This window comes from Mycobacterium sp. pR1184 (assembly GCF_041287235.1).
Lineage (GTDB): Bacteria > Actinomycetota > Actinomycetes > Mycobacteriales > Mycobacteriaceae > Mycobacterium.
In genome coordinates this window covers 168,766-194,006 of sequence record NZ_JBGGKR010000002.1, presented here as the reverse complement: position 1 = coordinate 194,006, position 25,241 = coordinate 168,766, and the positions used below count along the sequence as shown (strand labels likewise).

At 66.3% G+C, this 25,241-nt stretch carries 22 protein-coding genes; 13 read left to right on the top strand and 9 right to left on the bottom strand.

The features are described from left to right. The first annotated feature begins 7 nt into the window (after positions 1-7). From ACAG21_RS04075 to ACAG21_RS04065, 3 genes are all read left to right on the top strand, one after another. On the top strand, positions 8-406 hold the full coding sequence (locus ACAG21_RS04075; RefSeq protein WP_370494718.1) for a hypothetical protein: 399 nt from the start codon (positions 8-10) through the stop codon (positions 404-406). A 10-nt stretch (positions 407-416) separates the two neighbouring features. Continuing rightward, positions 417-863: a nitroreductase family deazaflavin-dependent oxidoreductase gene (locus tag ACAG21_RS04070; RefSeq protein ID WP_370494717.1), complete on the top strand. Its 447-nt coding sequence runs from the start codon at positions 417-419 to the stop codon at positions 861-863. Between the two features lie 143 nt (positions 864-1,006). Beyond that, positions 1,007-3,088, top strand: coding sequence for an MFS transporter (locus ACAG21_RS04065; protein WP_370494716.1), 2,082 nt, complete (start codon positions 1,007-1,009; stop codon positions 3,086-3,088). Here the strand turns inward: ACAG21_RS04065 and ACAG21_RS04060 are convergent. The 3 genes from ACAG21_RS04060 to ACAG21_RS04050 form a co-directional block, all read right to left on the bottom strand. Further along, on the bottom strand, positions 3,078-3,953 hold the full coding sequence (locus ACAG21_RS04060) for a sulfotransferase domain-containing protein (RefSeq protein ID WP_370494715.1): 876 nt from the start codon (positions 3,951-3,953) through the stop codon (positions 3,078-3,080). The two genes, ACAG21_RS04065 and ACAG21_RS04060, sit on opposite strands and share 11 nt — an antisense overlap. Before the next feature lie 245 nt (positions 3,954-4,198). Next, a complete protein-coding gene (locus tag ACAG21_RS04055; protein ID WP_370494714.1) occupies positions 4,199-5,104 on the bottom strand; it encodes an SDR family oxidoreductase in 906 nt (301 codons plus the stop codon). Between the two features lie 19 nt (positions 5,105-5,123). After that, positions 5,124-5,906, bottom strand: a complete 783-nt coding sequence (locus ACAG21_RS04050; RefSeq protein WP_370494713.1) for an SDR family oxidoreductase — start codon at positions 5,904-5,906, stop codon at positions 5,124-5,126. Between the two features lie 65 nt (positions 5,907-5,971). Here ACAG21_RS04050 and echA20 point away from each other — a divergent pair, with 65 nt between their 5' ends. The 4 genes from echA20 to ipdC are packed head-to-tail and all read left to right on the top strand — an operon-like array spanning position 5,972 to position 9,418. Further along, the gene (echA20, locus tag ACAG21_RS04045) at positions 5,972-6,730 is read left to right on the top strand and encodes a (7aS)-7a-methyl-1,5-dioxo-2,3,5,6,7,7a-hexahydro-1H-indene-carboxyl-CoA hydrolase (RefSeq protein ID WP_370494712.1); all 759 of its coding nucleotides are present in this window, start codon (positions 5,972-5,974) and stop codon (positions 6,728-6,730) included. Next, positions 6,727-7,611: a cholesterol ring-cleaving hydrolase subunit IpdA gene (gene ipdA / locus ACAG21_RS04040; protein WP_370494711.1), complete on the top strand. Its 885-nt coding sequence runs from the start codon at positions 6,727-6,729 to the stop codon at positions 7,609-7,611. The genes echA20 and ipdA overlap by 4 nt, the downstream gene beginning before the upstream one ends. Further along, positions 7,608-8,351 (top strand): cholesterol ring-cleaving hydrolase subunit IpdB, encoded by a 744-nt coding sequence (ipdB, locus tag ACAG21_RS04035; RefSeq protein ID WP_370494710.1) that lies wholly within the window; start codon positions 7,608-7,610, stop codon positions 8,349-8,351. The genes ipdA and ipdB overlap by 4 nt, the downstream gene beginning before the upstream one ends. Continuing rightward, positions 8,348-9,418: a (3aS,4S,5R,7aS)-5-hydroxy-7a-methyl-1-oxo-octahydro-1H-indene-4-carboxyl-CoA dehydrogenase gene (gene ipdC / locus ACAG21_RS04030; RefSeq protein ID WP_370494709.1), complete on the top strand. Its 1,071-nt coding sequence runs from the start codon at positions 8,348-8,350 to the stop codon at positions 9,416-9,418. Before ipdB ends, ipdC begins: the two co-directional genes overlap by 4 nt. A gap of 108 nt (positions 9,419-9,526) precedes the next feature. Here ipdC and fadA6 read toward each other — a convergent pair whose 3' ends face one another. The 4 genes from fadA6 to ipdE1 are packed head-to-tail and all read right to left on the bottom strand — an operon-like array spanning position 9,527 to position 13,268. Continuing rightward, positions 9,527-10,687, bottom strand: coding sequence for a steroid 3-ketoacyl-CoA thiolase FadA6 (gene fadA6 / locus ACAG21_RS04025; protein ID WP_370494708.1), 1,161 nt, complete (start codon positions 10,685-10,687; stop codon positions 9,527-9,529). 2 nt (positions 10,688-10,689) lie between these two features. Then, a complete protein-coding gene (gene kstR2, locus ACAG21_RS04020) occupies positions 10,690-11,292 on the bottom strand; it encodes a TetR family transcriptional regulator KstR2 (protein WP_370494707.1) in 603 nt (200 codons plus the stop codon). Positions 11,293-11,334: 42 nt separating this feature from the next. Further along, entirely contained in the window at positions 11,335-12,123 is a 789-nt protein-coding gene (ipdF, locus tag ACAG21_RS04015) for a (5R,7aS)-5-hydroxy-7a-methyl-1-oxo-2,3,5,6,7,7a-hexahydro-1H-indene-carboxyl-CoA reductase (protein WP_370494706.1), read from the bottom strand. Beyond that, positions 12,120-13,268 (bottom strand): acyl-CoA dehydrogenase IpdE1, encoded by a 1,149-nt coding sequence (ipdE1, locus tag ACAG21_RS04010; protein WP_370494705.1) that lies wholly within the window; start codon positions 13,266-13,268, stop codon positions 12,120-12,122. The genes ipdF and ipdE1 overlap by 4 nt, the downstream gene beginning before the upstream one ends. A 48-nt stretch (positions 13,269-13,316) precedes the next feature. On the opposite strand from ipdE1, the gene fadD3 reads away from it, so the two are divergent. Genes fadD3 through ACAG21_RS03985 form a run of 5 tightly spaced genes read left to right on the top strand, consistent with a single transcriptional unit; the run spans position 13,317 to position 19,044 of the window. Beyond that, a complete protein-coding gene (fadD3, locus tag ACAG21_RS04005) occupies positions 13,317-14,852 on the top strand; it encodes a 3-((3aS,4S,7aS)-7a-methyl-1,5-dioxo-octahydro-1H-inden-4-yl)propanoate--CoA ligase FadD3 (RefSeq protein ID WP_370494704.1) in 1,536 nt (511 codons plus the stop codon). Position 14,853: 1 nt separating this feature from the next. Then, on the top strand, positions 14,854-15,999 hold the full coding sequence (locus tag ACAG21_RS04000; protein ID WP_370494703.1) for an acyl-CoA dehydrogenase family protein: 1,146 nt from the start codon (positions 14,854-14,856) through the stop codon (positions 15,997-15,999). Further along, entirely contained in the window at positions 15,996-16,931 is a 936-nt protein-coding gene (locus ACAG21_RS03995; protein WP_370494702.1) for an acyl-CoA dehydrogenase family protein, read from the top strand. The genes ACAG21_RS04000 and ACAG21_RS03995 overlap by 4 nt, the downstream gene beginning before the upstream one ends. Next, positions 16,928-17,878: an acyl-CoA dehydrogenase family protein gene (locus ACAG21_RS03990; protein ID WP_370494701.1), complete on the top strand. Its 951-nt coding sequence runs from the start codon at positions 16,928-16,930 to the stop codon at positions 17,876-17,878. The genes ACAG21_RS03995 and ACAG21_RS03990 overlap by 4 nt, the downstream gene beginning before the upstream one ends. Positions 17,879-17,922: 44 nt before the next feature. Continuing rightward, on the top strand, positions 17,923-19,044 hold the full coding sequence (locus ACAG21_RS03985; RefSeq protein ID WP_370495029.1) for a pyridoxal phosphate-dependent aminotransferase: 1,122 nt from the start codon (positions 17,923-17,925) through the stop codon (positions 19,042-19,044). Here the strand turns inward: ACAG21_RS03985 and ACAG21_RS03980 are convergent. Both ACAG21_RS03980 and ACAG21_RS03975 read right to left on the bottom strand, forming a co-directional pair. Then, positions 19,034-20,869, bottom strand: coding sequence for a fatty acyl-AMP ligase (locus ACAG21_RS03980; RefSeq protein ID WP_370494700.1), 1,836 nt, complete (start codon positions 20,867-20,869; stop codon positions 19,034-19,036). The two genes, ACAG21_RS03985 and ACAG21_RS03980, sit on opposite strands and share 11 nt — an antisense overlap. A gap of 250 nt (positions 20,870-21,119) precedes the next feature. Continuing rightward, positions 21,120-21,950 (bottom strand): arylamine N-acetyltransferase, encoded by an 831-nt coding sequence (locus ACAG21_RS03975; protein ID WP_370494699.1) that lies wholly within the window; start codon positions 21,948-21,950, stop codon positions 21,120-21,122. Between the two features lie 165 nt (positions 21,951-22,115). On the opposite strand from ACAG21_RS03975, the gene ACAG21_RS03970 reads away from it, so the two are divergent. Further along, positions 22,116-25,223 carry a kelch repeat-containing protein gene (locus tag ACAG21_RS03970; protein WP_370494698.1) on the top strand — a complete coding sequence of 1,036 codons (3,108 nt, stop codon included), beginning with the start codon at positions 22,116-22,118 and terminating at the stop codon, positions 25,221-25,223. The last annotated feature ends 18 nt before the right edge of the window (positions 25,224-25,241 follow it).

The window sequence follows — 25,241 nt, the reverse complement described above, 5'->3', positions numbered from 1 at the left end:
ACCAGAAGTGCTTGTCACGAAGCCGGTTTCAGAGAAGAACCGCATCGCCGCGGCGCAGGCATATATCGACGCCCTGGTCAGTCACGCCGGCGATGCGGTTCCGTTCGCGCCGGGGTGCACCCGCATCGAGCAGGGATTCAAGAACGGCTTCTCCGGGAACCACCTGCGCCGCAGCCTCAGTCGCGGACCGCAGTACCGGTTGCTCGCCGCGACCACGCCGCCGGACTATTCCCTCAACGGCGACGAGGTGCGTGCCGAATACAAGGTGCTGACCAAGGCGGCGTTCGGTGGACGGCGCGTCGGCGCACGGGTTGACGAGACGTTCGTCATCCCCGCCGAAAGTCCAAGCGGGCAAGCAGAAATCCACCACATCAGGGTCCGGTTCCACCCCTTCATACAGCGCTAGGGACGACGACATGGAAAAGCCCAAATCTCTCAACTCACCCGCCGTCGGCTTCTTCATCAAGTGGATGTCGAAGGGCAACGCGTGGATCTACAAGCTCAGCAACGGAAAACTCGGCGGCGTGTTCCAGAAGGCGCCAGTCGCTCTGCTGACGACGACAGGTCGCAAGACCGGTGAGCCCCGGGTGAGCCCGCTGCTCTACCTGCGCGAGGGCAACCGCGTGATCCTGGTCGCCTCAAAGGGCGGTAGCGACAAGCACCCCATGTGGTATCTCAACCTCAAGGCCAATCCCAAAGTCTCGGTACAGATCAAGGACGAAGTGCTGCAGTTGACGGCACGCGACGCCACCGAGGCGGAGCGTGAGGAGTATTGGCCGAAGTTGGACGCCATGTACCCGTCGTTCGGCGACTACCGGTCGTGGACCGAGCGGGTGATCCCGATCGTCATCTGCGACCCGTAAGCCTGGGCCCCCGGACACCGGGAGCGCCGGCCGCGCGCATCCCGTCGCGTGATGGCCCGCAACAACAGGACACGACCGCGTCCAACTGCTAGAACGAACGTGGCGAACCCATGCGGGGCTCCAACGTCGACGGGAGCGCAGTGATGACGAGACCGGCCGCACCCACGACTTCCGATTCCCTACCCCCATTCCCCTGCACGCCGACGATCAGCGCGACGCGACGCGGCGTCCTTTTCGCGGCGCTGTCGCTCGGGGTGTTGATCGCGGCAATGAACCAGGCGATGGTGGTGCCCGCACTGCCGACGATCGTTGACGACCTGGGCGGTTCCGGTCAGCAATCGTGGGCCGTCGCCGCCTACCTGCTCGGGGGCATCGTGGTCGTACCGGCAGCCGGCAAGCTCGGTGACCTGTTGGGCCGCAAGCGGGTGCTGGAAAGTGCCGTCGTGGTCTTTCTGATCGGCTCGGTGCTGTGCGCGTGTTCCGGAACGATGACCATGTTGGCACTTTCGCGCGTGGTGCAGGGTATCGGCGCGGGGGCGACGTCGGTGACCGCCGCGGCACTGGTCGGTGAGGTGTTCCCGATCCGGGACCGCGGCAGCTATCAGGGCATCCTCGGGGCGGTGTTCGGCGTCGCCACCGTCGCCGGCCCGTTGCTCGGCGGGTTCTTCACCGACTACCTGAACTGGCGCTGGGCGTTCTGGATCAACGTGCCGAGCTCCGTCGCGGTTCTCGCGGTTGCCGCCGCGACCATCCCGGTGCTGCCCCGGCGCCCCAAACCGGCCATCGATTACGTCGGCATCGTGATAATCGCCTTGGCCACTACGGCTTTGATCATGGCCACGAGTTGGGGTGGAACCACCTACCGTTGGGACTCGGCTCCGATCATCGCGCTGTTCGCCGGCGCTGCGCTGGCACTGCTCGTGTTCGTTCGAGTGGAAAGCCGAGCCCCCGCGGGCATCCTGCCGCCGCGACTGTTTCGAAGCCCGGTGTTCTCGGTGTGTTCCCTGCTGTCGTTGTTGGTCGGATTCGCGATGCTGGGCGCACTCACCTTCGTGCCGATGTACCTGCGCTACGTCGACGGCGCCTCACCGACCATCTCGGGTCTGCGGACGCTGCCCATGGTGGTCGGGCTGCTGACCACCTCGCTGGCCGCGGGCACCCTGGTCGGGCGGACCGGCCGGTACAAGATCTTTCCGCTCGCCGGAACGGCACTGATGGCTGTCGGCTTCTTGCTGATGGCGCGGATGGACGAGTCGACGCCTTGGCTGGTGCAGTTCTGTTACCTCGTCATCCTGGGTGCCGGGATCGGCTTCTCCATGCAGGTGCTGATCCTGATCGTGCAGAGCACTTCGCGGTTCGAGGACCTGGGCCTGGCCACCTCGGGTGTGACGTTCTTCCGTTTGGTCGGTGGAGCTTTCGGCGCGGCGATATTCGGGGCGCTGTTCGCCAACTTCCTGGACCGGCGAATGGGATCAACCCTGACGGCCCGCGGCCTGCCCGCCGATGCCGTGCATTCGCCGGCCGCTCTGCATCGGCTTCCCCAGGACGTCGCGGCGTCGGTGGTCCGGGCATATGCCGGGTCGCTGGGACAAATGTTTCTGTGCGCGGCCTTCATCGCGCTGGTGGGATTCGTCCTCGCGCTGTTCCTGCGCGAGGCGCCACTGAACGCGATCCACGACAGCCCCAGCTGCCTGGGAGACGGCTTCGCCGTGCCGAGAATCAAAACGCCCCAGGATGTTTTGGAGATCGCGGTCGGACGCCTGCTGGACGAGGCGCCCGAGCTGCCACTGGGCGATCTCGCCGAGCAGCCGGGTTGTCCGCTCGACGTCGCCGGGCTGTGGGCAGTGTTGCGGATTTACCAGTACGAGCGGTGGTTCGACGCGGCCCGGCTCGCCGACATCGCCACCCATCTGCACCTACCTCATCAAGTTCTCGAACCCCTCTTCGACCGTCTCGTCCAGACGGGTTACGCATCACGCGATGGAGATCGGCTCGTTCTGACCGCGGACGGACTGCGGCAGGTCGACTCCCTGGCCGGCCTCATCCGGCGGCGGCTCGTCGAGCATCTGGCAGCGTCGTCCGGTTCCGTCGAGCTGCCTAATGACGAGGAGTTCGAAGCCGCCCTGCGACGCATCGCCGATGGCGTTCTGGTGCAACGAGATTGGGATGACGACGTCGACGGGCTGGCGGTGTCCGGCAGCGCTACCGCAACGGTCAGCCGGTGACGGACAGTTCGCCCGTTTCCAGCCAGCCCGCGCACGGTGCACCCAGCTCGTGCAATGCCACCTGGTCGAAGCGCGCGACTTGCGCCGCCGTCAGCTCGTCGCGGTAATCCCGTTTGGGCCCCTTGGCGAAGAAGGCTTTGGCGCTGGACATGTGCGTCCCGTTAAACGGCGCCATCTTTTCCGCCCGGCCGCTCATGTAGTCGAACGAGCAATGCTCGGCGATGACGTCGGTGCGCAGCGATGCGGGATCGATGCCCAAAAACGCCGCGATACGGGCGATCTGACCGGTGAGGTCATCGGTGAGTTCGCGGTAGTGCAGGTGCAACACGTTCGGCTCGCCGCGCAGCTTCCACCATGACCGCACGATGTCGAACAGGTCCGAACAGCCATAGCCGCCGGTGTCGAGCCAGAGGTCGAAGAAGGCTTGCATATCCCCAGGAATGACCAAAGGCGTAGAACTACCCGACCACTGGGCGTAGATCCGGTTGATTTTCGCCATTGTCGATTCGGAATAGTGATAGATCATGTTGTGAAAGCTGATCGCGGCGTCCTTGCCGTTTCTGCCGACAAACACGTACCGGGCCTCCTGGGCCAGCGGCAGCGCATCCGCGGGCAGGTGCGACTTGATGACTCGCCTGCCGCCCGCCTCCCGCTGTCGCTTGAGCACGTCGAGCATCCCGTCGTGATCGCCCCAGCTGGATTCGAGCCAAGGCGAGGTGTCTGAAAGACTGCCTTCGGTCTCGTCCCCGTTATGCAATATCTGCTGGATTATCCGCTGGGTCCACGTCGTGCCGGCCTTGACCGGAGTGACGATGACGACGTCGCCGTCGACCAGGCCGCCCTGGGCAAGAAAGTCATTCCACACCAAGGAATTATGTAAGTAGTCCCGCACAACTCTAGTTGGGGCGATCAACGGTTTCGTCATCACAGCACCGCTTTTCGATCGGGCACGCCGCACGAGATACGCCCGTCGTGCCAATTTTTCCGATGGTGTCGTATACGTGTTAGGCACACTGACAATACGACATCGGTGTTCGCATCCGCCAGAAATAGCGTCGGCTGGTTGAAGTCGCCTCGTTGTCCGCAACCGCGGTCGCGCTGAAAACCGCCCTAGGCGCCGTAGACCGGGACCGGGGGCCGCGCCTTGGCCAGCAGGTCGGCGACGACCGGGCCAAGTTCGGCGGGATCCCAGCGGTCGCCCTTGTCGACCTGCGGGCCGTGCGCCCAGCCCTCGGCGACGCGGATCTTGCCACCCTCGACCTCGAAGACCTTCCCGGTGACGTCGCGTGATTCGACGCTGCCGAGCCAAACGACAATGGGCGAAACGTTTTCCGGTGCCATCGCGTCGAAAGCCTGGTCCTGCGTTGCCATCATCTCCGCGAAGACGGTCTCGGTCATGCGGGTCCGGGCCGACGGCGCGATCGCGTTGACCGTGACGCCGTATCGGCCCATTTCGGCGGCGGCGACCAGCGTCATGGCCGCGATGCCGGCCTTGGCGGCGCTGTAGTTGCCCTGCCCGACGCTGCCCTGCAGGCCGGCACCCGAGCTGGTGTTAATGATCCGCGCGTCAACCGCTTTGCCCTCTTTGGACAGCCCGCGCCAGTACGACGCGGCATGACGCATCGTGGCGAAGTGGCCCTTGAGGTGCACCGCGATGACCGCGTCGAACTCTTCCTCGCTGGTGTTGGCGATCATCCGGTCACGCACAATGCCGGCGTTGTTCACCAGGACGTCGAGTCCGCCGAACGTATCCACTGCGGTCTGAACCAGCGCGGCGGCTTGATCCCAGTCCGCGATGTTGGATCCGTTGGCGACGGCTTCGCCTCCGGCAGCAGTGATCTCGTCGACCACGCTCTGCGCGGCACTGCCGCCGCTTGCCGGTGATCCGTCCAGACCCACGCCAATGTCGTTGACGACTACGCGCGCGCCTTCGGCCGCGAAGGCCAGTGCATGCGCGCGACCGATTCCGCCGCCCGCTCCGGTGACGATGACGACACGGCCGTCGACTATTCCCATTAGTGCTCCTTGAGATCCGCTACTTGATCGCGCTGGCGTTCGTGGTGGCCAGATAGTGCGGCGGCTCGCCGCCCCCGTGCACCTCGAGCGAAGCACCGCTGATGTAGGACGCCGCGTCGGAGGCCAAAAAGGCTGCGGCCCAGCCGACATCCTCTGGTTTGGCCAGCCGGCCCAGTGGCACATTCTTGGAGATCGCGGCGATCGACTCGGCGTCGCCGTAGAACAAGTCGGCCTGTTCGGTCTCGACCATGCCGACCACGCAGGCATTCACCCGGACCTTGGGTCCCCATTCCACCGCCAGCGTCTGGGTGAGGCTTTCCAGGCCGGCCTTCGCCGCACCATACGCGCCGGTGCCCGGAGATGGCCGCCGGCCGGACAGGCTGCAGATGTTGACGATCGATCCCCCGCCCGGCAGGGTTTGCATCTTTTCATTGGCGAATTGCGAAACCAGCAGCGCGCCAATGAGATTGAGTTCGATGATTTTGCGGTTGAACTTAGGGCTGGACTCCGCGGTCAGCACGTAGGGCGATCCGCCGGCGTTGTTGACGACGACGTCGAGGCGTCCATGCCGCTCGACGATCTCGTCGATCAGCAATGTGACCTGGTCCTCCTCGCGGATATCGCAGGCGTGAAACTCATACGGCAGCCCCTCGACGGCACGGCGCGCGCAGGTGATCACCGTCGCGCCCTGCTCGGCGAATACCGCACTAATTCCCGCGCCCACCCCGCGGACGCCGCCCGTCACCAGAACCACCCGCCCGGCCAATCCCAGATTGATGGCGGATGCTTCGGCGCGAGTCACTGTGCTAGCGTACCAAGCAAGTGCTTGCTTAGGTAGTCGGCCTCAATTTCACGAGGAAGTGCCAATTGACCATTACATCCACCAGCACAGAACCGGGCATAGTCGCGGTCACCGTCAACTACCCGCCCGTCAACGCCATCCCGTCGCGGGGCTGGTTCGAACTCGGCGACGCGATCACTGCCGCCGGCGCGAACCCCGAAACCCACGCGGTGATCCTGCGTGCCGAGGGCCGCGGATTCAACGCCGGCGTCGACATCAAAGAGATGCAGCGCACCGAGGGATTCACCGCGCTGATCGATGCCAACCGCGGTTGCTTCCACGCCTTCCGCGCGGTCTACGAATGCGCCGTTCCGGTGATAGCCGCGGTAAACGGGTTCTGCGTCGGCGGCGGCATCGGCCTGGTCGGCAACGCCGACGTCATCGTGGCCTCCGACGACGCCACCTTCGGGTTGCCGGAGGTGGAGCGCGGCGCGCTGGGTGCGGCCACCCACTTGTCCCGACTGGTCCCGCAACACATGATGCGGCGGTTGTTCTTCACCGCCGCCACCGTGGACGCCGCGACCCTGCATCACTTCGGTTCGGTACACGAGGTGGTCCCCCGCGACGAGCTCGACGAGGCCGCTCTGCGAGTCGCCCGCGACATCGCCACCAAAGACACCCGCGTGATCCGCGCGGCCAAGGAGGCGCTGAACTTGATCGACGTGCAGCGGGTCAACTCGAGTTACCGCATGGAACAAGGTTTTACGTTCGAGCTCAACCTCGCCGGGGTGTCCGACGAGCACCGCGACGCGTTCGCCGGTACGACGAAGGGTGAGAAATCTTGAGCGACAAGAGAACCACTCTCGACGAGGCCGTTGCCGGGCTGCGCAGCGGCATGACCATCGGCATCGGCGGTTGGGGGTCGCGGCGCAAGCCGATGGCGTTCGTGCGCGCCATGCTGCGCACCGACGTCAAGGACCTGACCGTGGTCACCTACGGCGGGCCCGACCTTGGATTACTGTGCGCCGCAGGCAAGGTCAAGCGGGCCTACTACGGATTCGTCTCGCTGGACTCGCCACCGTTCTACGACCCGTGGTTCGCCAAAGCGCGCAGCGCCGGGCAGATCGAAGCCCGGGAGATGGACGAAGGCATGCTGCGCTGCGGGCTGCAGGCCGCGGCACAGCGGTTGCCGTTCCTACCGATTCGCGCGGGACTGGGCAGCTCGGTGCTCGACTTCTGGGAAGGCGAGCTGCAGACGGTGACCAGCCCCTATCCCGCGCCAGGTGGTGGGCACGAGACGCTGATCGCGATGCCGGCGCTGCGCTTGGACGCGGCGTTCGTGCACCTCAATCTCGGTGACAGCAAAGGCAATGCGGCCTACACCGGCATCGACCCCTACTTCGACGACCTGTTCTTGATGGCCGCCGAGAAGCGCTACTTGTCGGTGGAGCGGTTGGTGTCCACCCAAGAGCTGGTCAAGGCGGTGCCGCCGCAGGCACTGCTGGTGAACCGGATGATGGTCGACGGCGTCGTCGAAGCGCCCAACGGTGCACACTTCACCACCGCCGCACCGGATTACGGCCGCGACGAGAAATTCCAGCGGCATTACGCCGAGGCCGCCTCCACCGAAGAGGGCTGGCAGCAGTTCGTGGCCACCTACCTGTCCGGCGGCGAATCCGAATATCAGTCAGCCGTGCGGGCTTTCGCAGAGGAGGCAGCCAAGTGAGCACCCGAGCCGAAGTGTGTGCGGTCGCCTGCGCTGATCTGTTCAGGGACGCCGGCGAAATCATGGTCAGTCCGATGACGAACATGGCCTCGGTCGGCGCGCGGTTGGCCCGGCTGACGTTCTCCCCCGACATCCTGCTGACCGACGGCGAGGCACAGCTGCTGGCCGACACGCCCGCGCTGGGCGCCTCGGGCGACGTCGAGGGGTGGATGCCGTTCGGCCGGGTCTTCGAGACCCTGGCCTGGGGCAGGCGCCACGTGGTAATGGGCGCGAATCAGGTTGACCGCTTTGGCAATCAGAACATCTCGGCGTTCGGGCCCCTGCAACAGCCCAAGCGCCAGATGTTCGGTGTCCGCGGCGCGCCCGGCAATGCGATCAACCACGCGACCAGTTACTGGGTCGGCAACCACTCCAAGCGAGTGTTCTGCGAGAAGGTCGACATCGTCTGCGGAATCGGCTGGGACAACGTGGACGCTGACAATCCGGCATTCCGGTTCGCCAACACCTATCGGGTGGTCTCGAACCTCGGCGTCTTCGACTTCGGCGGGCCGGACCGCAGCATGCGGGCGGTGTCGCTGCATCCAGGTGTGTCGCCCGACGAGGTCCGGGAGAACACGTCATTCGAGATCGACGGCCTCGACGGCGCCGCGGAGACCCGGTTGCCGACCGACGAGGAACTACGCCTGATCCGCGAGACAGTCGACCCGAAAGCGTTGCGCGACCGAGAGATACGTTCATGAAGTTGCGCACGCCGCTGACCGAGCTGGTCGGCGTCGAGCACCCAGTGGTGCAAACCGGGATGGGCTGGGTGGCCGGCGCGCGGCTGGTGGCAGCCACCGCCAATGCCGGCGGGCTCGGCATCCTGGCGTCGGCCACGATGACACTGGACGAGTTGGCGACGGCCATCGGCAAGGTCAAGGCCGCCACCGACAAGCCGTTCGGTGTAAACATGCGCGCCGATGCGGCGGATGCCGGCGACCGGGTTGAGCTGATGATCCGCGAAGGCGTGAAGGTGGCGTCGTTCGCGCTGGCGCCCAAGCAGGAACTGATCGCCCGCCTGAAAGAGGCCGGGGCGGTGGTGATTCCGTCGATCGGCGCGGCCAAGCATGCACGCAAGGTCGCGAGCTGGGGCGCCGACGCGATGATCGTGCAGGGCGGCGAGGGCGGCGGGCACACCGGACCCGTCGCGACCACGCTGCTGCTGCCGTCGGTGCTGGACGCCGTACGGGGCACCGGTATCCCGGTCATCGCGGCGGGCGGCTTCTTCGACGGACGCGGACTGGCTGCCGCGTTGTCCTACGGCGCGGCCGGGGTGGCGATGGGCACCCGGTTTCTGCTCACGTCGGATTCCACCGTGCCCGACGCGGTGAAGCGCCGCTATCTGGAGTCGGCGCTGGACGGCACCGTCGTCACCACCCGTGTCGACGGCATGCCGCACCGGGTGCTGCGCACCGGTCTGGTCGAGAAGCTGGAAAACGGCACTCCGATAAGGGGTTTGACGGCCGCGGTGCGCAATGCCGCGAAGTTCAAGCACATGTCCGGCATGACGTGGAAGTCGATGATCCAAGACGGCCTGGCGATGCGCCACGGCAAGGAAATGACACTGGCGCAGGTGGTGATGGCGGCCAACACTCCAATGCTGTTGAAGGCCGGCCTCGTTGAGGGCAACACCGACGCCGGCGTGCTGGCGTCCGGACAGGTAGCCGGCATTCTCGAAGACCTACCGTCGTGCGCCGAGCTGATCGAGTCGATCGTGCACGACGCGATCGAACACCTGCAGGCGGCGTCAGGGCTGATCTCGGAATAGCCCCCGACGGCGTCGAGTGTGACGCCAGGGCGTTGAGTGTGCACCCACGGCGTGGTTCATCGGCGCGTCGCCGCCAAGGACGCACACTCAAAGCCGCAGTGCAACGAGTTACAGGCGCTCGATGATCGTGACGTTGGCGGTGCCGCCGCCCTCGCACATCGTCTGCAGACCGTAACGGCCGCCGATGCGTTCGAGTTCGTTGAGCATGGTGGTGAAAAGCTTTGCGCCAGTTGCACCCAGCGGGTGGCCGAGGGCGATCGCACCGCCGTTGGGGTTGACCTTTTCCGGATCGGCCTTGACTTCCTTGAGCCACGCCATCACCACCGGTGCGAAGGCCTCGTTGATCTCGACCGTGTCGATGTCGCTGATTGACAGCCCGGTCTTTTCCAGCGCGTAGCGGGTAGCCGGAATGGGGCCGGTCAGCATGAACACCGGATCGGCCGCACGGGCGCTGATGTGGTGGATACGGGCGCGCGGCTTCAGCTTGTGGTCCTTGACCGCCTGCTCGGAAGCCAGCAGCACCGCGCTCGCGCCGTCGGAGATCTGGCTGGCCATCGCCGCCGTCAGCCGGCCGCCGTCGACCAGCGTCTTGAGTCCGGCCATCTTCTCCAGCGACGACTCGCGCGGGCCCTCATCGACCCGGAACGGCCCGGATTCGGTTTCGACAGTGATGATCTCGTTGTCGAAGTGGCCGCTGCGAATGGCCGCGAATGCGCGCTCGTGGCTGGTCAGCGAGTACTGCTCCATCTCCTCGCGCGACAGGTTCCACTTCTCGGCGATCATCTCCGCGCCGCGGAACTGGGAGATCTCCTGGTCGCCGTAGCGGTGCAGCCACTGCTTGGACTCGTTGGTCGGCGAGGTGAAGCCGAACTGCTCGCCGACCGTCATCGCCGACGAGATCGGGATCCAGCTCATGTTCTGCATGCCGCCGGCCACGATAAGATCGGCCGTACCGGCCATGATCGCCTGTGCGCCAAAGGAAACCGCTTGCTGGCTGGAGCCGCACTGCCGGTCCACGGTGACACCGGGGACCTCTTCGGGGTAGCCGGCGGCCAGCCACGAGAGCCGCGCGATGTTGCCGGCCTGTCCGCCGATGGCGTCGACGCAGCCGGCGATCACGTCCTCGACGGCGGCGGGGTCGACGTCCACCCGGTCGAGCAGTCCGCGCCACGCGTGGGCGCCCAGGTCGACGGGATGGATCCCGGCTAGGGCGCCGTTGCGCTTGCCGACCGCGGTACGCACAGCGTCGATGACGTACGCCTCAGCCATGTTCAGACTCCTTCTTTGGTGATCCCGCCAAGTACGATGGCGAGATATTGCTGGCCCACCTGCTCTGCGGTGAGCGGTCCGCCGGGTTGATACCAGCGCACCGACACCCAGGTGGTGTCACGGATAAATCGGTAGACAAGGTCGACGTCGAGGTCGGGCTGGAAGTAGCCCTCGTCGACGCCCTGATTCAGCAACTCGACCCACATCTTGCGTTGTTGCCGATTCATGTCCTCGATGTAGGAGAAACGGGGCTGCGACAGCAGCCGCTGAGCTTCGTCCTGGTAAATGACGACCTGTGCGTGTCGATGCTCGATCGCCTCGAACGAGGCCATGAACAGGCCCTTGAGCCGCTCCAGCGGATTCGTTTCGCTGTCGACGATTTCTTGGTAGCGGGCGAACAGCCAGTCCAGGAAGCTGCGCAACAGCTCGTCGACCATCTCCTCTTTGGAGGAGAAATGGTGGTACAGGCTGCCGGACAAGATGCCGGCGCCGTCGGCGATATCGCGCACCGTCGTGGCGCGCAGACCCCGCTCGGCGAACATGGTGGCGGCAAGCTCCAGGAGCTCGTCTCGCCGGCTGTTCGCCTGACCGGTCACTCGGTCCACCCGGTCAGGATATCAACCAAGCGCTTGCTTGGCTACCCGGGATCACGGGTGCTGACTGGAAACCGAGATGACCTCGCCGGTGAGGTAGCTCGAGTAGTCGCTGGCCAAGAACGCGATGGTGGCCGCGACCTCCCACGGCTCGGCGGCCCTCCCGAACGCTTCGCCGGCCGACAGCCGGTCCAGTAGATCGGCTGAGGTGGTCTTATCCAGGAACTTGTGCCGCGCGATGCTGGGCGACACCGCATTGATCCGGACGTCGTATTCGGCGGCTTCGATTGCACTGCAACGGGTCAGCGCCATCACGCCCGCTTTTGCGGCCGCATAGTGCGACTGCGAGTGTTGCGCCCGCCAGCCCAGGACGCTGGCGTTGTTGACGATGACGCCGCCATGCGGCGCGTCGCGAAAGTACCGCAGCGCGGCCCGGGTGGCGCGGAACACCGACGTCAGGGTGACGTCGAGGACACGGTCCCATTCGTCGTCGGTCATGTCGGCCACCGGCGTCTGCCCACCCAGGCCGGCGTTGTTGACCAGCACGTCGATGCGTCCCATCCGCGCGGTGGCCGAGTCGATCAGCGCGTCGACCTGAGCAGTCGACGTCACGTCGCACACCACATGCTCGACCCGACCCTGGCCCAGCGCCGACAGCTCCTCGGCGGCCTCGCCCAGCCGCCGCTCGTGGTGGTCGGAGATCACCACGTCGGCGCCCTCGGCCAGGGCCCGGCGGGCGGTCGCCGAGCCGATGCCGGTGCCCGCGGCCGCCGTCACGACGACGACCTTTCCGGTCAAGAGTCCATGTCCGGCAATCTCTTTCGGCGCTTCGGCCAGACTCATCCCTTGACCTCCCGGGGTAGGCCGAGCACCCGCTCGGCGATGATGTTGCGCTGAATCTCGTTGGATCCGCCGTAAATGGTGTCGGCACGGCTGAACAGGAACAGCCGCTGCCACTCGTCGAACTCGCCGTCCGTCAGGGCCAGGCCGGGTTTGCCGACGACATCCATCGCCAGCTCGCCGAGGTCACGATGCCAGTTGGCCCACAACAACTTCGACACGTTGTCCTGGCCGGGCTGCTCGACATCCATCGTGGCGAGCGCGTAGCTGCGCATGGCCCGCAGGCCGGCCCAGGCTCGCGTCAGCCGCTCGCGGATAAACGGATCATCGGCGGCACCGTTGCGCCGCGCGACTTCGGCCAGATTGGAAAGCTCACGGGCGTAACGGATCTGCTGCCCCAGCGTGGAGACGCCGCGCTCGAAGGTGAGCGTCCCCATCGCGACCCGCCAGCCGTCGCCCGGCTCGCCCACCACCAGGTGAGCCTCGGTGCGGGCGTCGTCGAAGAAGACCTCGTTGAATTCCGAGTCGCCGGTCAACTGAATGATCGGGCGTACTTGCACGCCCGGCTGGTCCAGCGGCACCAGCAGATACGACAGCCCAGCATGCCGCTTGGAACCCTTCTCGGTGCGCGCGACCACGAAGCACCACTGCGCCCAGTGCGCCAGCGACGTCCAAACCTTCTGGCCGTTGATCACCCACTCGTCGCCGTCGAGCTCGGCGGTGGTCGCGACGTTGGCCAAGTCGCTGCCCGCGCCGGGCTCCGAATACCCTTGGCACCACAGCTCGGTCACGTCGAGAATTCGTGGCAGGAAACGCTGCTGCTGCTCGGGGGTCCCAAACGCGATCAGCGTCGGGCCGAGCAGCTCCTCACCGAAGTGGTTGACCTTGTCCGGAGCATCGGCCTTGGCGTACTCCTCGTAGAAAGCCACCCGGTGTGCGGTCGACAGGCCCCGGCCGCCGTGCTCTTCCGGCCACCCCAGACACGTCAGTCCCGCCGCGGCGAGATGCTGGTTCCATGCCCGACGCTCTTCGAATGCTTCGTGCTCGCGCCCTGGACCACCCAGGCCCTTGAGCGCTGCGAATTCACCGACCAGATTGTCGGCGAGCCAATCGCGGACCTCCGCCCGGAACTCCTCGACGTCCTGCATGCCCTGTAGGCTAACCTACCAAGCACTTGCTTTGTTAGGAGTATCCCCATGACTGGCGATCCGCGCACGGTGCCCGCGGCATTGGATCGTTTCGTCGACCGATTCCCCGACCATGCTGCCTTGATCACCGAGGACAGGTCGTTCACCGCGACCGAACTGCGCGACGAGGTGCACCGCGCGGCCGCGGCGCTGATCGCGCTGGGCGTCAAGCACGGCGATCGGGTGGCCGTGTGGTCACCGAACACTTGGCATTGGGTGGTCGCCTGTCTCGGGATTCACCACGCCGGTGCCGCGCTGGTGCCGTTGAACACCCGCTACACCGCCGCCGAGGCCAGCGACATCCTGGCGCGCACCGATGCACCGGTGCTGTTCGGAATGGGCCAATTCCTCGGCAACGATCGGGTCGGCGACCTCGACCGTGCCGCGCTGCCCGCGTTACGCCACATCGTGCGGATTCCGATCGACGCCGATGACGGGAATTGGGACGAGTTCATCGAGGAGGGCACCGACACCGACGCCGTGATCGCCCGGGCCGCCGCGGTCGTGCCCGACGACCTCAGCGACATCCTGTTCACCTCCGGAACCACCGGTCGCAGCAAAGGTGTGTTGTGCGCGCACCGGCAGTCGCTGTCGGCGTCGGCGTCGTGGGCAGCCAACGGCAAGATCAGCAGCGACGACCGCTATTTGTGTATCAACCCGTTCTTCCACAACTTCGGCTACAAGGCCGGCATCCTGGCGTGCCTGCAAACCGGGGCGACGCTGATCCCGCACCTGACATTCGATCCGCTGCGCACACTGCAGGCGATCGAGCAGCACCGCATCACCGTATTGCCCGGCCCGCCAACGATTTACCAAACGCTGCTCGATCACCCGGCCCGCGGCGACTACGACCTGAGTTCGCTGCGGTTCGCCGTCACCGGGGCCGCCACCGTGCCGGTTGTGTTGGTCGAACGCATGCAGTCCGAGCTCGACATCGACATCGTGCTGACCGCCTACGGCCTGACCGAGGCCAACGGGATGGGTACCAGTTGCCGTGCCGACGACGACGCGGTGACGGTCGCGACCACCTGTGGCCGCCCCTTCGCCGACTTCGAATTACGTATCGACTCAGCGACTCCCGGTGAGGCCGGTGAGGTGCTGTTGCGCGGGCCGAATGTGATGCTCGGCTACCTCGACGACCCGGAGGCCACCGCCGCGGCCATCGACGCCGACGGCTGGCTGCACACCGGCGACATCGGCGTCCTCGACACGAATGGCAACCTGCGTATCACCGACCGCCTCAAAGACATGTACATCTGCGGTGGATTCAACGTCTACCCCGCCGAGATCGAACAGGTGCTAGCCCGCATGGATGGGGTGGCCGACGCCGCGGTGATCGGGGTTCCCGACGAGCGCCTGGGCGAGGTCGGCCGGGCGTTCCTGGTGACCCGGCCCGGCGCGAACCTCGATGAGCAGTCGGTAATCGCTTACACCCGAGAACATTTGGCGAACTTCAAGGCACCGCGGTCGGTGCGGTTCGTCGACGAATTGCCGCGCAACGCCGGCGGCAAGGTGCTGAAACCACAATTGCGAGAGTTGGCCTGAATTGGATCTGGAACTAGACGAAGAGACGCTGGCCTTTGCGGCCGAGGTGCGGGACTTCCTCTCGGCCAACGCCGAGTCGATCCCGACGCAGTCATATGACAACGCGGAAGGCTTTGCCCAGCACCGCCATTGGGACAAAGTGCTGTACGACGCCGGCCTGTCGGTCATCAACTGGCCCAAAAAGTACGGTGGCCGCGACGCGTCGCTGTTGCATTGGGTCATCTACGAGGAAGAGTACTTCCGTGCCGGAGCGCCGGGTCGCGCCAGCGCCAACGGCATCTCGATGCTGGCGCCGACGTTGTTCGCGCATGGCACCGAAGAGCAGTTGGACCGCATCCTGCCGAAAATGGCCAGCGGCGAACAGATCTGGGCGCAGGCGTGGTCGGAGCCCGAATCCGGCAGCGACCTGGCGTCGTTGCGGTCCACCGCCACCCAGACCGAAGGCGGCTGGCTGCTGAACGGCCAGAAGATCTGGAGCTCGCGGGCGCCGTTCGCCGAGATGGGTTTCGGACTGTTCCGTTCCGATCCTACGGCGCAGCGGCATAACGGGTTGACCTACTTCATGTTCGACCTGAAGGCCACAGGCGTGACCGTGCGGCCCATCGTCCAGCTGGGCGGCGACACCGGATTCGGTGAGATCTTCCTCGACGACGTCTTCGTGCCCGACGAGGATGTCATCGGCACCCCGAACGACGGCTGGCGCGCGGCCATGAGCACGTCCAGCAACGAGCGCGGCATGTCGCTGCGCAGCCCGGCCCGTTTCCTGGCGGCCGCGCAGCGGCTGGTGCAGCTGTGGAAAGACAACGGCTCACCCACCGAATTCGCCGATCGGGTCGCCGACGCCTGGATCAAAGCCCAGGCCTACCGGTTGCAGACGTTCGGCACGGTGACCCGGCTGTCCGCCGGCGGCGAGCTGGGTGCCGAATCCTCGGTGACGAAAGTGTTCTGGTCCGACCTCGACGTGGCGATTCACCAAACCGCGCTGGACATCCGGGGCGCCGACGGGGAGCTGGCCGGGCCGTGGACCGATGGCTTGCTGTTCGCGCTGGGCGGCCCAATCTACGCCGGTACCAACGAAATTCAGCGCAATATTATCTCCGAGCGGCTGTTGGGCCTGCCGCGCGAAACGTCCGGAGGCAAGAAGTGAAATTTGCGCTCGACGAACAGCAGCGCGACTTCGCGGCCAGCATCGACGCGGCGCTGGGTGCGGCGGACCTGCCGGGCGCGCTGCGCGCGTGGTCCGACGGCGACATCGGGCCTGGCCGCAAGGTGTGGGAGCAACTGGCCGACCTCGGCGTCACCGCACTGATGGTGCCGGAGAAATACGACGGTCTCGATGCCCACCCGGTGGATCTGGTGGTCGCGCTCGAACGCCTCGGCCGCTGGTGTGTGCCCGGCCCGGTCACCGAATCCATCGCCGTGGCACCTATTTTGCTCGTTGACGACCAGCGCAGCGCCGAGTTGTCCTGCGGTGAACTGATCGCCACGGTCGCGCTGCCGCCGCACACGCCGCGTGCGGTGGACGCCCAAGCCGCCGGGCTGGTGCTGCTGGCCACCGGCGACGGTGTCAGCGAAGCGGATGCGGGCGGATGCCACCGATCCGTGGACCCCAGCCGGCGCCTGTACGACGTGGCGGCTACCGGCGCGACTTGGCAGGCAGATGTCCAGCGCGCCTACGAGTTCGGCGCACTGGCCACCGCGGCGCAGTTGGTCGGGGCCGCCGAGGCCCTGCTGAATGCCACCGTCGAATACGCCAAGCAACGCGCGCAGTTCGGGCGGGTGATCGGCTCGTATCAGGCGATCAAGCACAAGCTGGCCGACGTGCACATCGCGATCGAACTGGCGCGCCCGCTCGTATACGGCGCGGCCCTGTCGCTGGAGCCCCGTGATGTCAGCGCGGCGAAAGCCGCGGCATCCGACGCCGGCCTGCTGGCCGCACGGTCGGCGTTGCAGACGCACGGCGCGATCGGCTTCACCCAGGAGCACGACCTGTCACTATGGCTGCTGCGGGTGCAGGCGCTGCGGTCGGCCTGGGGCACGCCGGAGGCGCACCGGCGCCGAGTGTTGGAGGCACTGTGACTGAGGAACGGGAACTGCTGCGCGAGACCGTTGCTGCGCTGGTCACCAAGCACGCCAACCCCGCGGCAGTGCGCACCGCGATCGAATCGGAGCGCGGCTACGACGAATCCCTGTGGCAGCTGCTGTGCGAGCAGGTCGGTGCCGCAGCGCTGGTGATACCCGAGGAGCTGGGCGGGGCCGGCGGCGAATTGGCCGATGCCGCAACGGTTCTCCAGGAGCTTGGCCGGGCCTTGGTGCCCTCCCCGTTGTTGGGCACCACGCTGGCGGAGCTCGCGTTGCTGGCCGCGCCCGAACCGGATGCCCAGACGCTGGAAGCCCTGGCCGCGGGCGCCTCGATCGGGGCGGTGGTGTTCGACCCGGACTACGTCGTCAACGGCGACATCGCCGACGTCGTGGTCGCCGCGACCGACGGGGAACTGAGCCGGTGGACCCGGTTCAGCGTGCAGCCCGTTACCGCGATGGACCCCACCCGACGGCTGGCCCGAGTCCAGCCCGAAGACACTGTGGCGCTGGGCCCCGACCCGGGCCTGGCCGACACCGCGGCCATCCTGTTGGCGGCCGAGCAGGTCGGCGCCGCCGAACGCTGCCTGGAACTGACCGTCGAATACGCCAAGAACCGCGTGCAATTCGGCAGGCCGATCGGCAGCTTCCAGGCGCTCAAGCATCGGATGGCCGATCTGTATGTCGCGATCGCCGCGGCCAAGGCCGTGGTGAACGAAGCATGCGACGACCCCACGCCCACCAACGCCGCAACGGCTCGGCTGGCCGCCACCGAGGCGCTGTGTACTGTGACGAGCGAGGGCATCCAGCTGCACGGGGGCATCGCGATCACCTGGGAGCACGACATGCACTTGTATTTCAAACGCGCACACGGCAGCGCCCAGCTGCTCGACTCGCCGCGAGAGGTGCTGCGTCAACTCGAATCCGAGGTGCTCGAAACGTCGTGAACGCCTCCGTCGCGCTACGCGCCGGCATCCCGCCCTTCCATGTGATGGATGTCTGGCTGGCGGCAGCGGAGCGCCAGCGCAGCCACGGCGATCTGGTCAACCTCTCCGCGGGGCAACCCAGTGTGGGCGCTCCAGAGCCGGTCCGGGCCGCGGCGGCAGCGGCTGTGCAAGCCAACCAGCTGGGCTACACCATCGCCCTGGGCATTCCCGAGCTGCGCGCCGCTATCGCAGCGAATTATCAACGCCTGCATGGTATCTCGGTCGAACCCGACGCCGTGGTAGTCACCACGGGATCCTCGGGCGGGTTCCTGCTGGCATTTCTGGCGTGTTTCGACGTCGGGGATCGGGTCGCACTGGCCAGCCCCGGCTACCCGTGTTATCGGAACATCCTGTCCGCGTTGGGATGTGAGGTGGTGGAGATCCCATGCGGCCCGCAGACCCGATTCCAGCCCACCGCGCAGATGCTCGCCGAACTCGACCCGCCGGTGCGCGGTGTCATCGTGGCCAGTCCGGCTAATCCCACCGGCACCGTCATACCACCCGAAGAGCTGGCGGCGATCGCATCGTGGTGCGACTCGTCCGGTGTCCGGCTGATCAGCGATGAGGTCTATCACGGGCTGGTCTACGAGGGTGCCCCACAAACCAGCAGCGCCTGGCAGACGTCACGAAATGCCGTGGTGGTCAACAGCTTTTCCAAGTACTACGCGATGACGGGCTGGCGGCTGGGCTGGTTGCTGGTGCCTCCCGAGCTGCGTCGCGCGGTGGACTGCCTGACTGGTAACTTCACCATCTGCCCGCCGGTGCTCTCGCAAATCGCCGCGGTCGCCGCATTCACGCCGCAGGCAACCGCCGAGGCCGAAGGCAACCTCAACCACTACACGGTCAACCGCTCGCTGCTGCTGGACGGGCTGCGCGGAATCGGCATCGACCGGCTGGCTGCGACAGATGGTGCGTTCTACGTCTACGCCGACGTCTCGGACTACACCGACGACTCGCTGGAGTTCTGTTCAAAACTGTTGGCCGACACCGGCGTTGCGATCGCCCCCGGTATCGACTTCGACACCACGCGTGGCAACAGGTTCGTCCGGCTGTCGTTCGCCGGACCGACCAGCGACATCGAGGAAGCCGTGCGCCGAATCGGGCCGTGGCTGTCGGTCAGCGGTTGAACTTGCCGGCCAGGTACTCGGCCCGGGCGGCACTGCGGGCAAGTTTGCCGCTGGTAGTGCGGGGAATGGTGCCGGCCGCCACGAGCCGAACGTCGGCGATCCGGACTTGGTGGTTGCGCGAAATCGCCGCCCGCACAATGTCTGCGATCTGACCGAGGTCGGTACGCCCGGCGCCGGCGGCTCGCTCGGCCACGATCACCAGCTGCTCGCCGGAGCCGCCATCGGTGGATCCGAGCGCCTCAGCGGGAACGGAGAAGGCGGCGACATAGCCGGTACGAATGGCCGGCGACGACTCGCTGACCGTGGTCTCGATGTCGAACGGGTAATGGTTGCGGCCGTCGATGATGATCAAGTCCTTGATCCGGCCGGTCAGGTACAACTCGCCGTCCAGGTAGACCCCGAGATCGCCGGTCGCCAACCAGCAGCCGTTGTCGGCGGCACCCTCGGCATGGCTGCCACGGCTGAGCCGGGACTGCAGCTTGTTGCCGAACACGCGTCGGGTTTCGTCCTCGCGCCCGAAGTAACCGCGGCCGATGTTGACGCCGTGCAACCAGATTTCGCCCACGGTGCCGTCGGGCACCTCGGCGCCGTCCGGATCGGTGATCACCGCCCACTGATCAGGGATCGGCTGCCCGCAGGACACCTGAGCGACCGCGTTGGGATCGTCGGGTGCGACGATCACCGCGCGCCCGGCGCCGAGCTGTTCGCGGTCGAGGTAGATCACGCTCGCCGCGGCCTCCTGCGAGATGCTGGCCACCGAGAGCGTCGCCTCCGCCATCCCGTAGGACGGCTTGACCGCGTTCGCAGGCAGCCCGTAGGGAGCAAACGCGTTGGTGAACTTCTCGATCGCCGACATCGTGACGGGTTCGGACCCGTTGAGGATGCACACGACGTTGCTGAGGTCCAGAGTCTCGCCCGCCGGCGGCAATCCACGCTCGGACGTCAGTTCGAAGGCAAAGTTCGGCGCCGCCGCGAAGGTGCGGCCGTAGGCCGACTCGATGCCCAACTGCTTGATCCAGCGGTAGGGCCGGCGAAGAAACGCCATCGGATCCATGATCGTGACGTGTGCCCCGAAGAACGCGGTGAACATGATCATCATCAGCCCCATGTCGTGAAACAGGGGCAGCCAACTCACCGTGCGGACATCCACGTCCAGCCCGCCGGACATGACCATCTGCATCGCATTGGTGTAGACGGAGCGGTGGGTGATCTCCACCCCGGCCGGTGACCGGGTCGAACCCGAGGTGTACTGCAAGTAGGCGACGTCGTCGGTGTGCAGGTCGGCGCCGGTGAACATCGAACCAAGGGTCTCCGGCAGCGCGTCGACCGCAATCATCCGCGGGCGCTCGTTCGGCGCCAGCGTCCGGATGAAGGCGCGAACGGACTCGGCGACGGCAGTCGTGGTCAATACCGCCGCCGGGCGGGCATCTTCCAGCACCGCAGCCAGCCGCTCGGCATGCCCGGACATGGTCGGCGCGAACAGCGGCACGGCGATATTGCCTGCATAGACGCTGCCGAAGAACGCCGCGACGTAGTCGAGGCCCTGCGGTGCGAGGATCGCCACCCGGTCCCCCGGCTTGGTGACTTGCTGCAGCCGGGCACCGATCGAGCACACCCGGACCCATAGCTGGTTCCAGCTGAGCACCACGGGCCGGCCATCTGGTTCGTGCGAGTAGTCAAGGAAACGGTAGGCCGGGCTGTCCCCGTGTTCGGCACGGTTCTTGTCGAAGTACGACGTCAGCGTCAGGCCTTCGGGCACGGCGATTGCGAGCTCGCGGGACACGAATCGTTCCGCATCGTCCGAGGCGCCCACAACGTCATCCAAACAAAGATCCCGACTCACGGTAGGACAGATTAATGGGCGCGTGTGCTATTTGCCGCACCGGTTCGATATGGCGGAGATCACGATCGGGCCACTATCGGCGCATTTGTCACTGCTTTTCGGCCTGGTGGCGCGACCCTGTCCGCCAGGGACGCATTTGCCAGGCGACCATTTTGAGCAGTCGGTTTTCGGTCGCCGAGACAGCTGGGGAAACGTTTCTTGCAAACCCCGTACGCGCCGGAGATTTCGTTGCTCAATTGCCGACGATATTGGCGATGCGCGCTTCGAGCCGGCCGCGATCGCCGACATCGTCGATATTGATGCCGAACCGGTCGCGCAGCGCGTCCACCACCGCGGCGGCATCGTCGAGAACGATCTTTTCGGTCCCGCCGTCGCGATGAACGGCCAGGTTAGGCCCGGACAGATTGATCCGGGTGTCGCCGCTCACCCGGGCAACCATCAGGCCGGTCACGAAGTGCGAGGCGGGGTTTGTCGAGACGTACCAGCTACCCATCTGCAGATCGATCTGCGGCCGGGTTTGGGTGGTGAATTCGTACAGCGATTGCCACTCGCCGCGCAGTTGCGCCTGTAGCACCAGCCCGTCGCCGCGGTCCTGCAACCGGTAGGGCTCGTGCGTGGTCTGCTGGACGTTGCCGATTTCGAAGCGAATCGGAGACGTCAAGGTCTGGCCGCCGAAACCGACGTCGACGAGATAGGACCCCTGCGAACCGGGGAACGTCACGGCCAACACGGTGTGGGTCTGTGCCGGCACCGCAGCGTCGGGCGCCAGCATCCAGATCACCCGCCCGGTCAACCGCCGCACCCGAAAGCCGACTTCGGCCAGCACGTAACCCAACAGCCCGTTGTGCTCGTAGCAATAGCCACCGCGGTGCCGGTGCACCAACTTGTCGATCAGGGCGTCGGGACCCAGATCGTCGACCGGCACCCCCATCATCGGATCGAGATTCTCGAACGGGATGGTCTGGGTGTGAGCGGTCATCAGACCCTGCAGCACCTCGAGGGTCGGTTCGACGGCACCGCCGTAACCGATGCGGTCGAAGTACGCGGTCAGATCCAGTGTCATGACTCCATTCTGACTGAGGGTTAACCAACAGGAAACCCAAGGCGACAGAAGGTGTTTGGAACACGTTCATGCCTCGCCGAGACCGTTGCGCTGACAGCGCGCGCGCGGTCCCTTTTAGTTACGCTTGAGCACGCGAGTCACACTTAGGCAGGAGGTTGGCCGCCCGTGGCTGATGCACCCAAGACCGAAGGCCCGGCATCCGTCGTCAAGGGAATCTTGGAGGAGTTGGCCGCCGCCGGATTCGACAACGCCCGCCAGGTCGGCAAGGGCGGCGCCGGGGTGGTCTACCGCTGTCACGAGACGGCGTTGGGCCGCAAGGTCGCAATCAAAGTGATGCCGGCGAGTTTCGATGAGGAGGGCCGGGCGCGCTTTCTGCGTGAGGGCTATGCGATGGGTGGACTTTCGGGGCACCCGAACATCCTGAACATCTTGCGTGTCGGCATCACCTCGAGTGGCCAGCCCTACATCGTGATGCCTTACTGCGCCGAGGATTCCCTGGCGGTGCGGCTGCGCCGCGAGGGTCGAATCCCGTGGCCGGAGGCCATGCGTATCGGGGTGAAGTTGAGTGGTGCATTGGAAACCGCCCACAAGACCGGCATTTTGCACCGCGACATCAAGCCCGCGAACGTGCTCGTCAACGATTACGGCGAACCGCAATTGGCCGACTTCGGGATCGCTCACATCCAGGGCGGGTATGAAACCACGAGCGGATTCTTTTCCGGCACAATCGACTACACACCGCCGGAGTCGTTAGCGGGTAATCCCGCGACGGTGGCCTCCGACGTATATTCGCTCGGCGCCACGATTTACACGCTGATCGCCGGAACCGCTCCCTACGAGCGCCTGGCGAGCGAAGACCTCGTCGCGCAGTACCTGCGTATCAGCACCACCTCGATTCCCGATTTGCGCGCCAACGGAGTCCCCGAGGCGGTTTGCGCGGCAATCGAAAGCGCGATGGCGGTGGATCCCGCGGACCGCCCCTCATCCGCGGCGGAATTGGGCCGCGAGTTCCAGGCCGCCCAGCGCAGCAACGGCTTGCCCGCCGACGCGATGGCAATCACCGACTCCGGTCGCCACTCGATACGTGCTGCGGCCGTGGAGATCTCGCAATTGAAGGGACCCGCTTCCGGCGACGACGGCGCACCGGCACCGTCCACGGCCCCGGCCACCCTGGTCCGGGAATCCGTTATCCAGCACGAGTTTTCGGATGCGGCCCCGATCTTGCGCGCCGTCTACGACGCCGAGGTGCAGCCGGAGATCGCGCAGGCACACCAAGACGGTGATGGCGGGGACCCTCCGAAAGACGGTTCGTCCGGTCCCGGCGGACCGCCCGGCGAAAAGCCCCCACTGCGGGCGCGGGCGGCGGGGTGGTTCTCGGAGCCGGGAAAGAAGCGCAGCCGCATCGGATTAGCCGCCGGCGCGGCTGTCATGGTCGCTGTGCTGGTCGCCGGCATCGTCTATGCCACACTGCCGTCCGGCGGGGACAACCGCACGACCGCCTCGAATGCGCAACTGCCCTCGGCGCACCCCGCACCACAGGCTGTGCAGTGGACGCCGATTTCGGATGCGCGGGTCGCCCGCTATGCGGTCGCGACGACGCAAGTCGACGGCACCATTTGGGTTTTCGGTGGAATCCGAAGCGACGGCACCGTCACCGCGCGGCACGAGGGCTATGACCCGGCCATCGACGAATGGAAACGCGGCGACGATCTGCCCGTCCCGATTTCGCACGCGATGGCGGTCACCTGGCAGGGCAATCCAGTGGTGCTGGGCGGCTGGACCACTGCGGAGGGCAAGAATGTTGCAGCAGACCAAGTTTGGCGGCTAGTCAACGGTCACTGGGTCGAGCTGCCCCACTTGCTGCAGCCCAGGGCTGCGGCCGCAGCGGCGGTGGCGGGCGACCGCATCGTCGTCACGGGCGGTGTCGATGCGAACGGCGCCCTACTGAACACCACCGAAGTGTTCGACGGCAATGCGTGGACGCTTGGTGCGCCACTGCCCACGCCCCGGCAGCTGCTGGCCGCGGCCTCGGACGGAAAGCTGGTGTACGCACTTGGCGGAACGAACGGCGCCGACTTGGCCACAGTCGAGGCATATGACATCGGCATGAAAGCGTGGATGTCGTTGCCCGCCTTACCAAAAGCCCGCAGCGAGCTCGGCGCGACGGTGGCGGATGGACGCCTGGTGGCCCTCGGCGGCGTCTCGTCGGGCCAGGTCCTCAAGAGCGTTTCCATCTACGATCTGACGACCAGAACCTGGTCCGGCCTACCGGATATGGCGACCGCACGACACGGCATGGCGGTCGCCTCGGTGGAGCGGTCGGTCTATGCGATCGGCGGGTCGACGGCGATCGGGGACCAGCAAGCGATCACGTCGGCCGAGATGATCAAACTGCCGCCCCGCAAGACCCAGCCGGCGCCGCCGTGGCGTTCGCTACCGGACGCTCCGACGCCCCGGCTGATGATGGCCTCGGCCGTGCTCAACGACAAGGTCTGGATCCTCGGTGGGCTGCGCAACGGCGTTGCGCTGCAAACCGTTGAGAGCTATGAGCCACGCACCGGCATCTGGGAACCCGGGCCCGCGTTGCCGATCGCGCTGCACCACGCAGCGGCCACGGCCTACCGCGGCGAGGTCGTCGTCCTCGGCGGCACGGGCGACAACATCGCCGACGGCTCGAACAAGGTATTCGCGCTGCGCGGCGGCAACTGGGTGGAGCTACCGTCGCTGCGGCACGGCAGGGCGGCGCCGGCCGCGGCGGTGGTCGGAGACAAACTGGTGGTCGTGGGCGGGCAGAGCGGCAAGCAGCTGGTTCCGCAAACCGAGGTATTCGACGGGACGTCGTGGCAGGACGCCGCCGACCTGCCGACCCCGCGCGAACACCTGGCCGCGGTATCGGACGGCGCGTACGTCTACGCGCTCGGCGGCAGGTCGCTTTCGCCCGACCAGAACTCCGGGGCACTGGAGCGGTTCGACCTCGGATCGGGAACGTGGGCGAAGTTGGTCGGTATGCCGACACCGCGCGGCAGCTACGGTGCCACCTATATCGACGGACGCATCGTCGCGCTCGGCGGCGAAGAGCCGTCGCGGGTGCTCAATGTCGGCGAGATGTACGACATTGCCACCGGGAAGTGGACGACGCTGCCGCCGCTGCCGACCCCGCGCCACGCCGAGGTGGTGGCCACGGTCGGCAACACCGTCTACGTCATCGGGGGTGCGAACCGCCCCTCGCATGAAGGTCCCGTCGCGACCGTCGAGGCTCTCGATTTCAACTAGTGCGGCTGTTCAGGACGC

Coding starts and splice junctions, on each gene's coding strand:
- ACAG21_RS04070 (WP_370494717.1), top strand. CDS start 417: ATGGAAAAGCCCAAATCTCTCAACTCACCCGCCGTCGGCTTCTTCATC.
- ACAG21_RS04065 (WP_370494716.1), top strand. CDS start 1,007: ATGACGAGACCGGCCGCACCCACGACTTCCGATTCCCTACCCCCATTC.
- ACAG21_RS04055 (WP_370494714.1), bottom strand. CDS start 5,104: ATGGGAATAGTCGACGGCCGTGTCGTCATCGTCACCGGAGCGGGCGGC.
- ipdC (WP_370494709.1), top strand. CDS start 8,348: ATGAAGTTGCGCACGCCGCTGACCGAGCTGGTCGGCGTCGAGCACCCA.
- fadA6 (WP_370494708.1), bottom strand. CDS start 10,687: ATGGCTGAGGCGTACGTCATCGACGCTGTGCGTACCGCGGTCGGCAAG.
- ipdF (WP_370494706.1), bottom strand. CDS start 12,123: ATGAGTCTGGCCGAAGCGCCGAAAGAGATTGCCGGACATGGACTCTTG.
- ipdE1 (WP_370494705.1), bottom strand. CDS start 13,268: ATGCAGGACGTCGAGGAGTTCCGGGCGGAGGTCCGCGATTGGCTCGCC.
- fadD3 (WP_370494704.1), top strand. CDS start 13,317: ATGACTGGCGATCCGCGCACGGTGCCCGCGGCATTGGATCGTTTCGTC.
- ACAG21_RS03985 (WP_370495029.1), top strand. CDS start 17,923: ATGGATGTCTGGCTGGCGGCAGCGGAGCGCCAGCGCAGCCACGGCGAT.
- ACAG21_RS03975 (WP_370494699.1), bottom strand. CDS start 21,950: ATGACACTGGATCTGACCGCGTACTTCGACCGCATCGGTTACGGCGGT.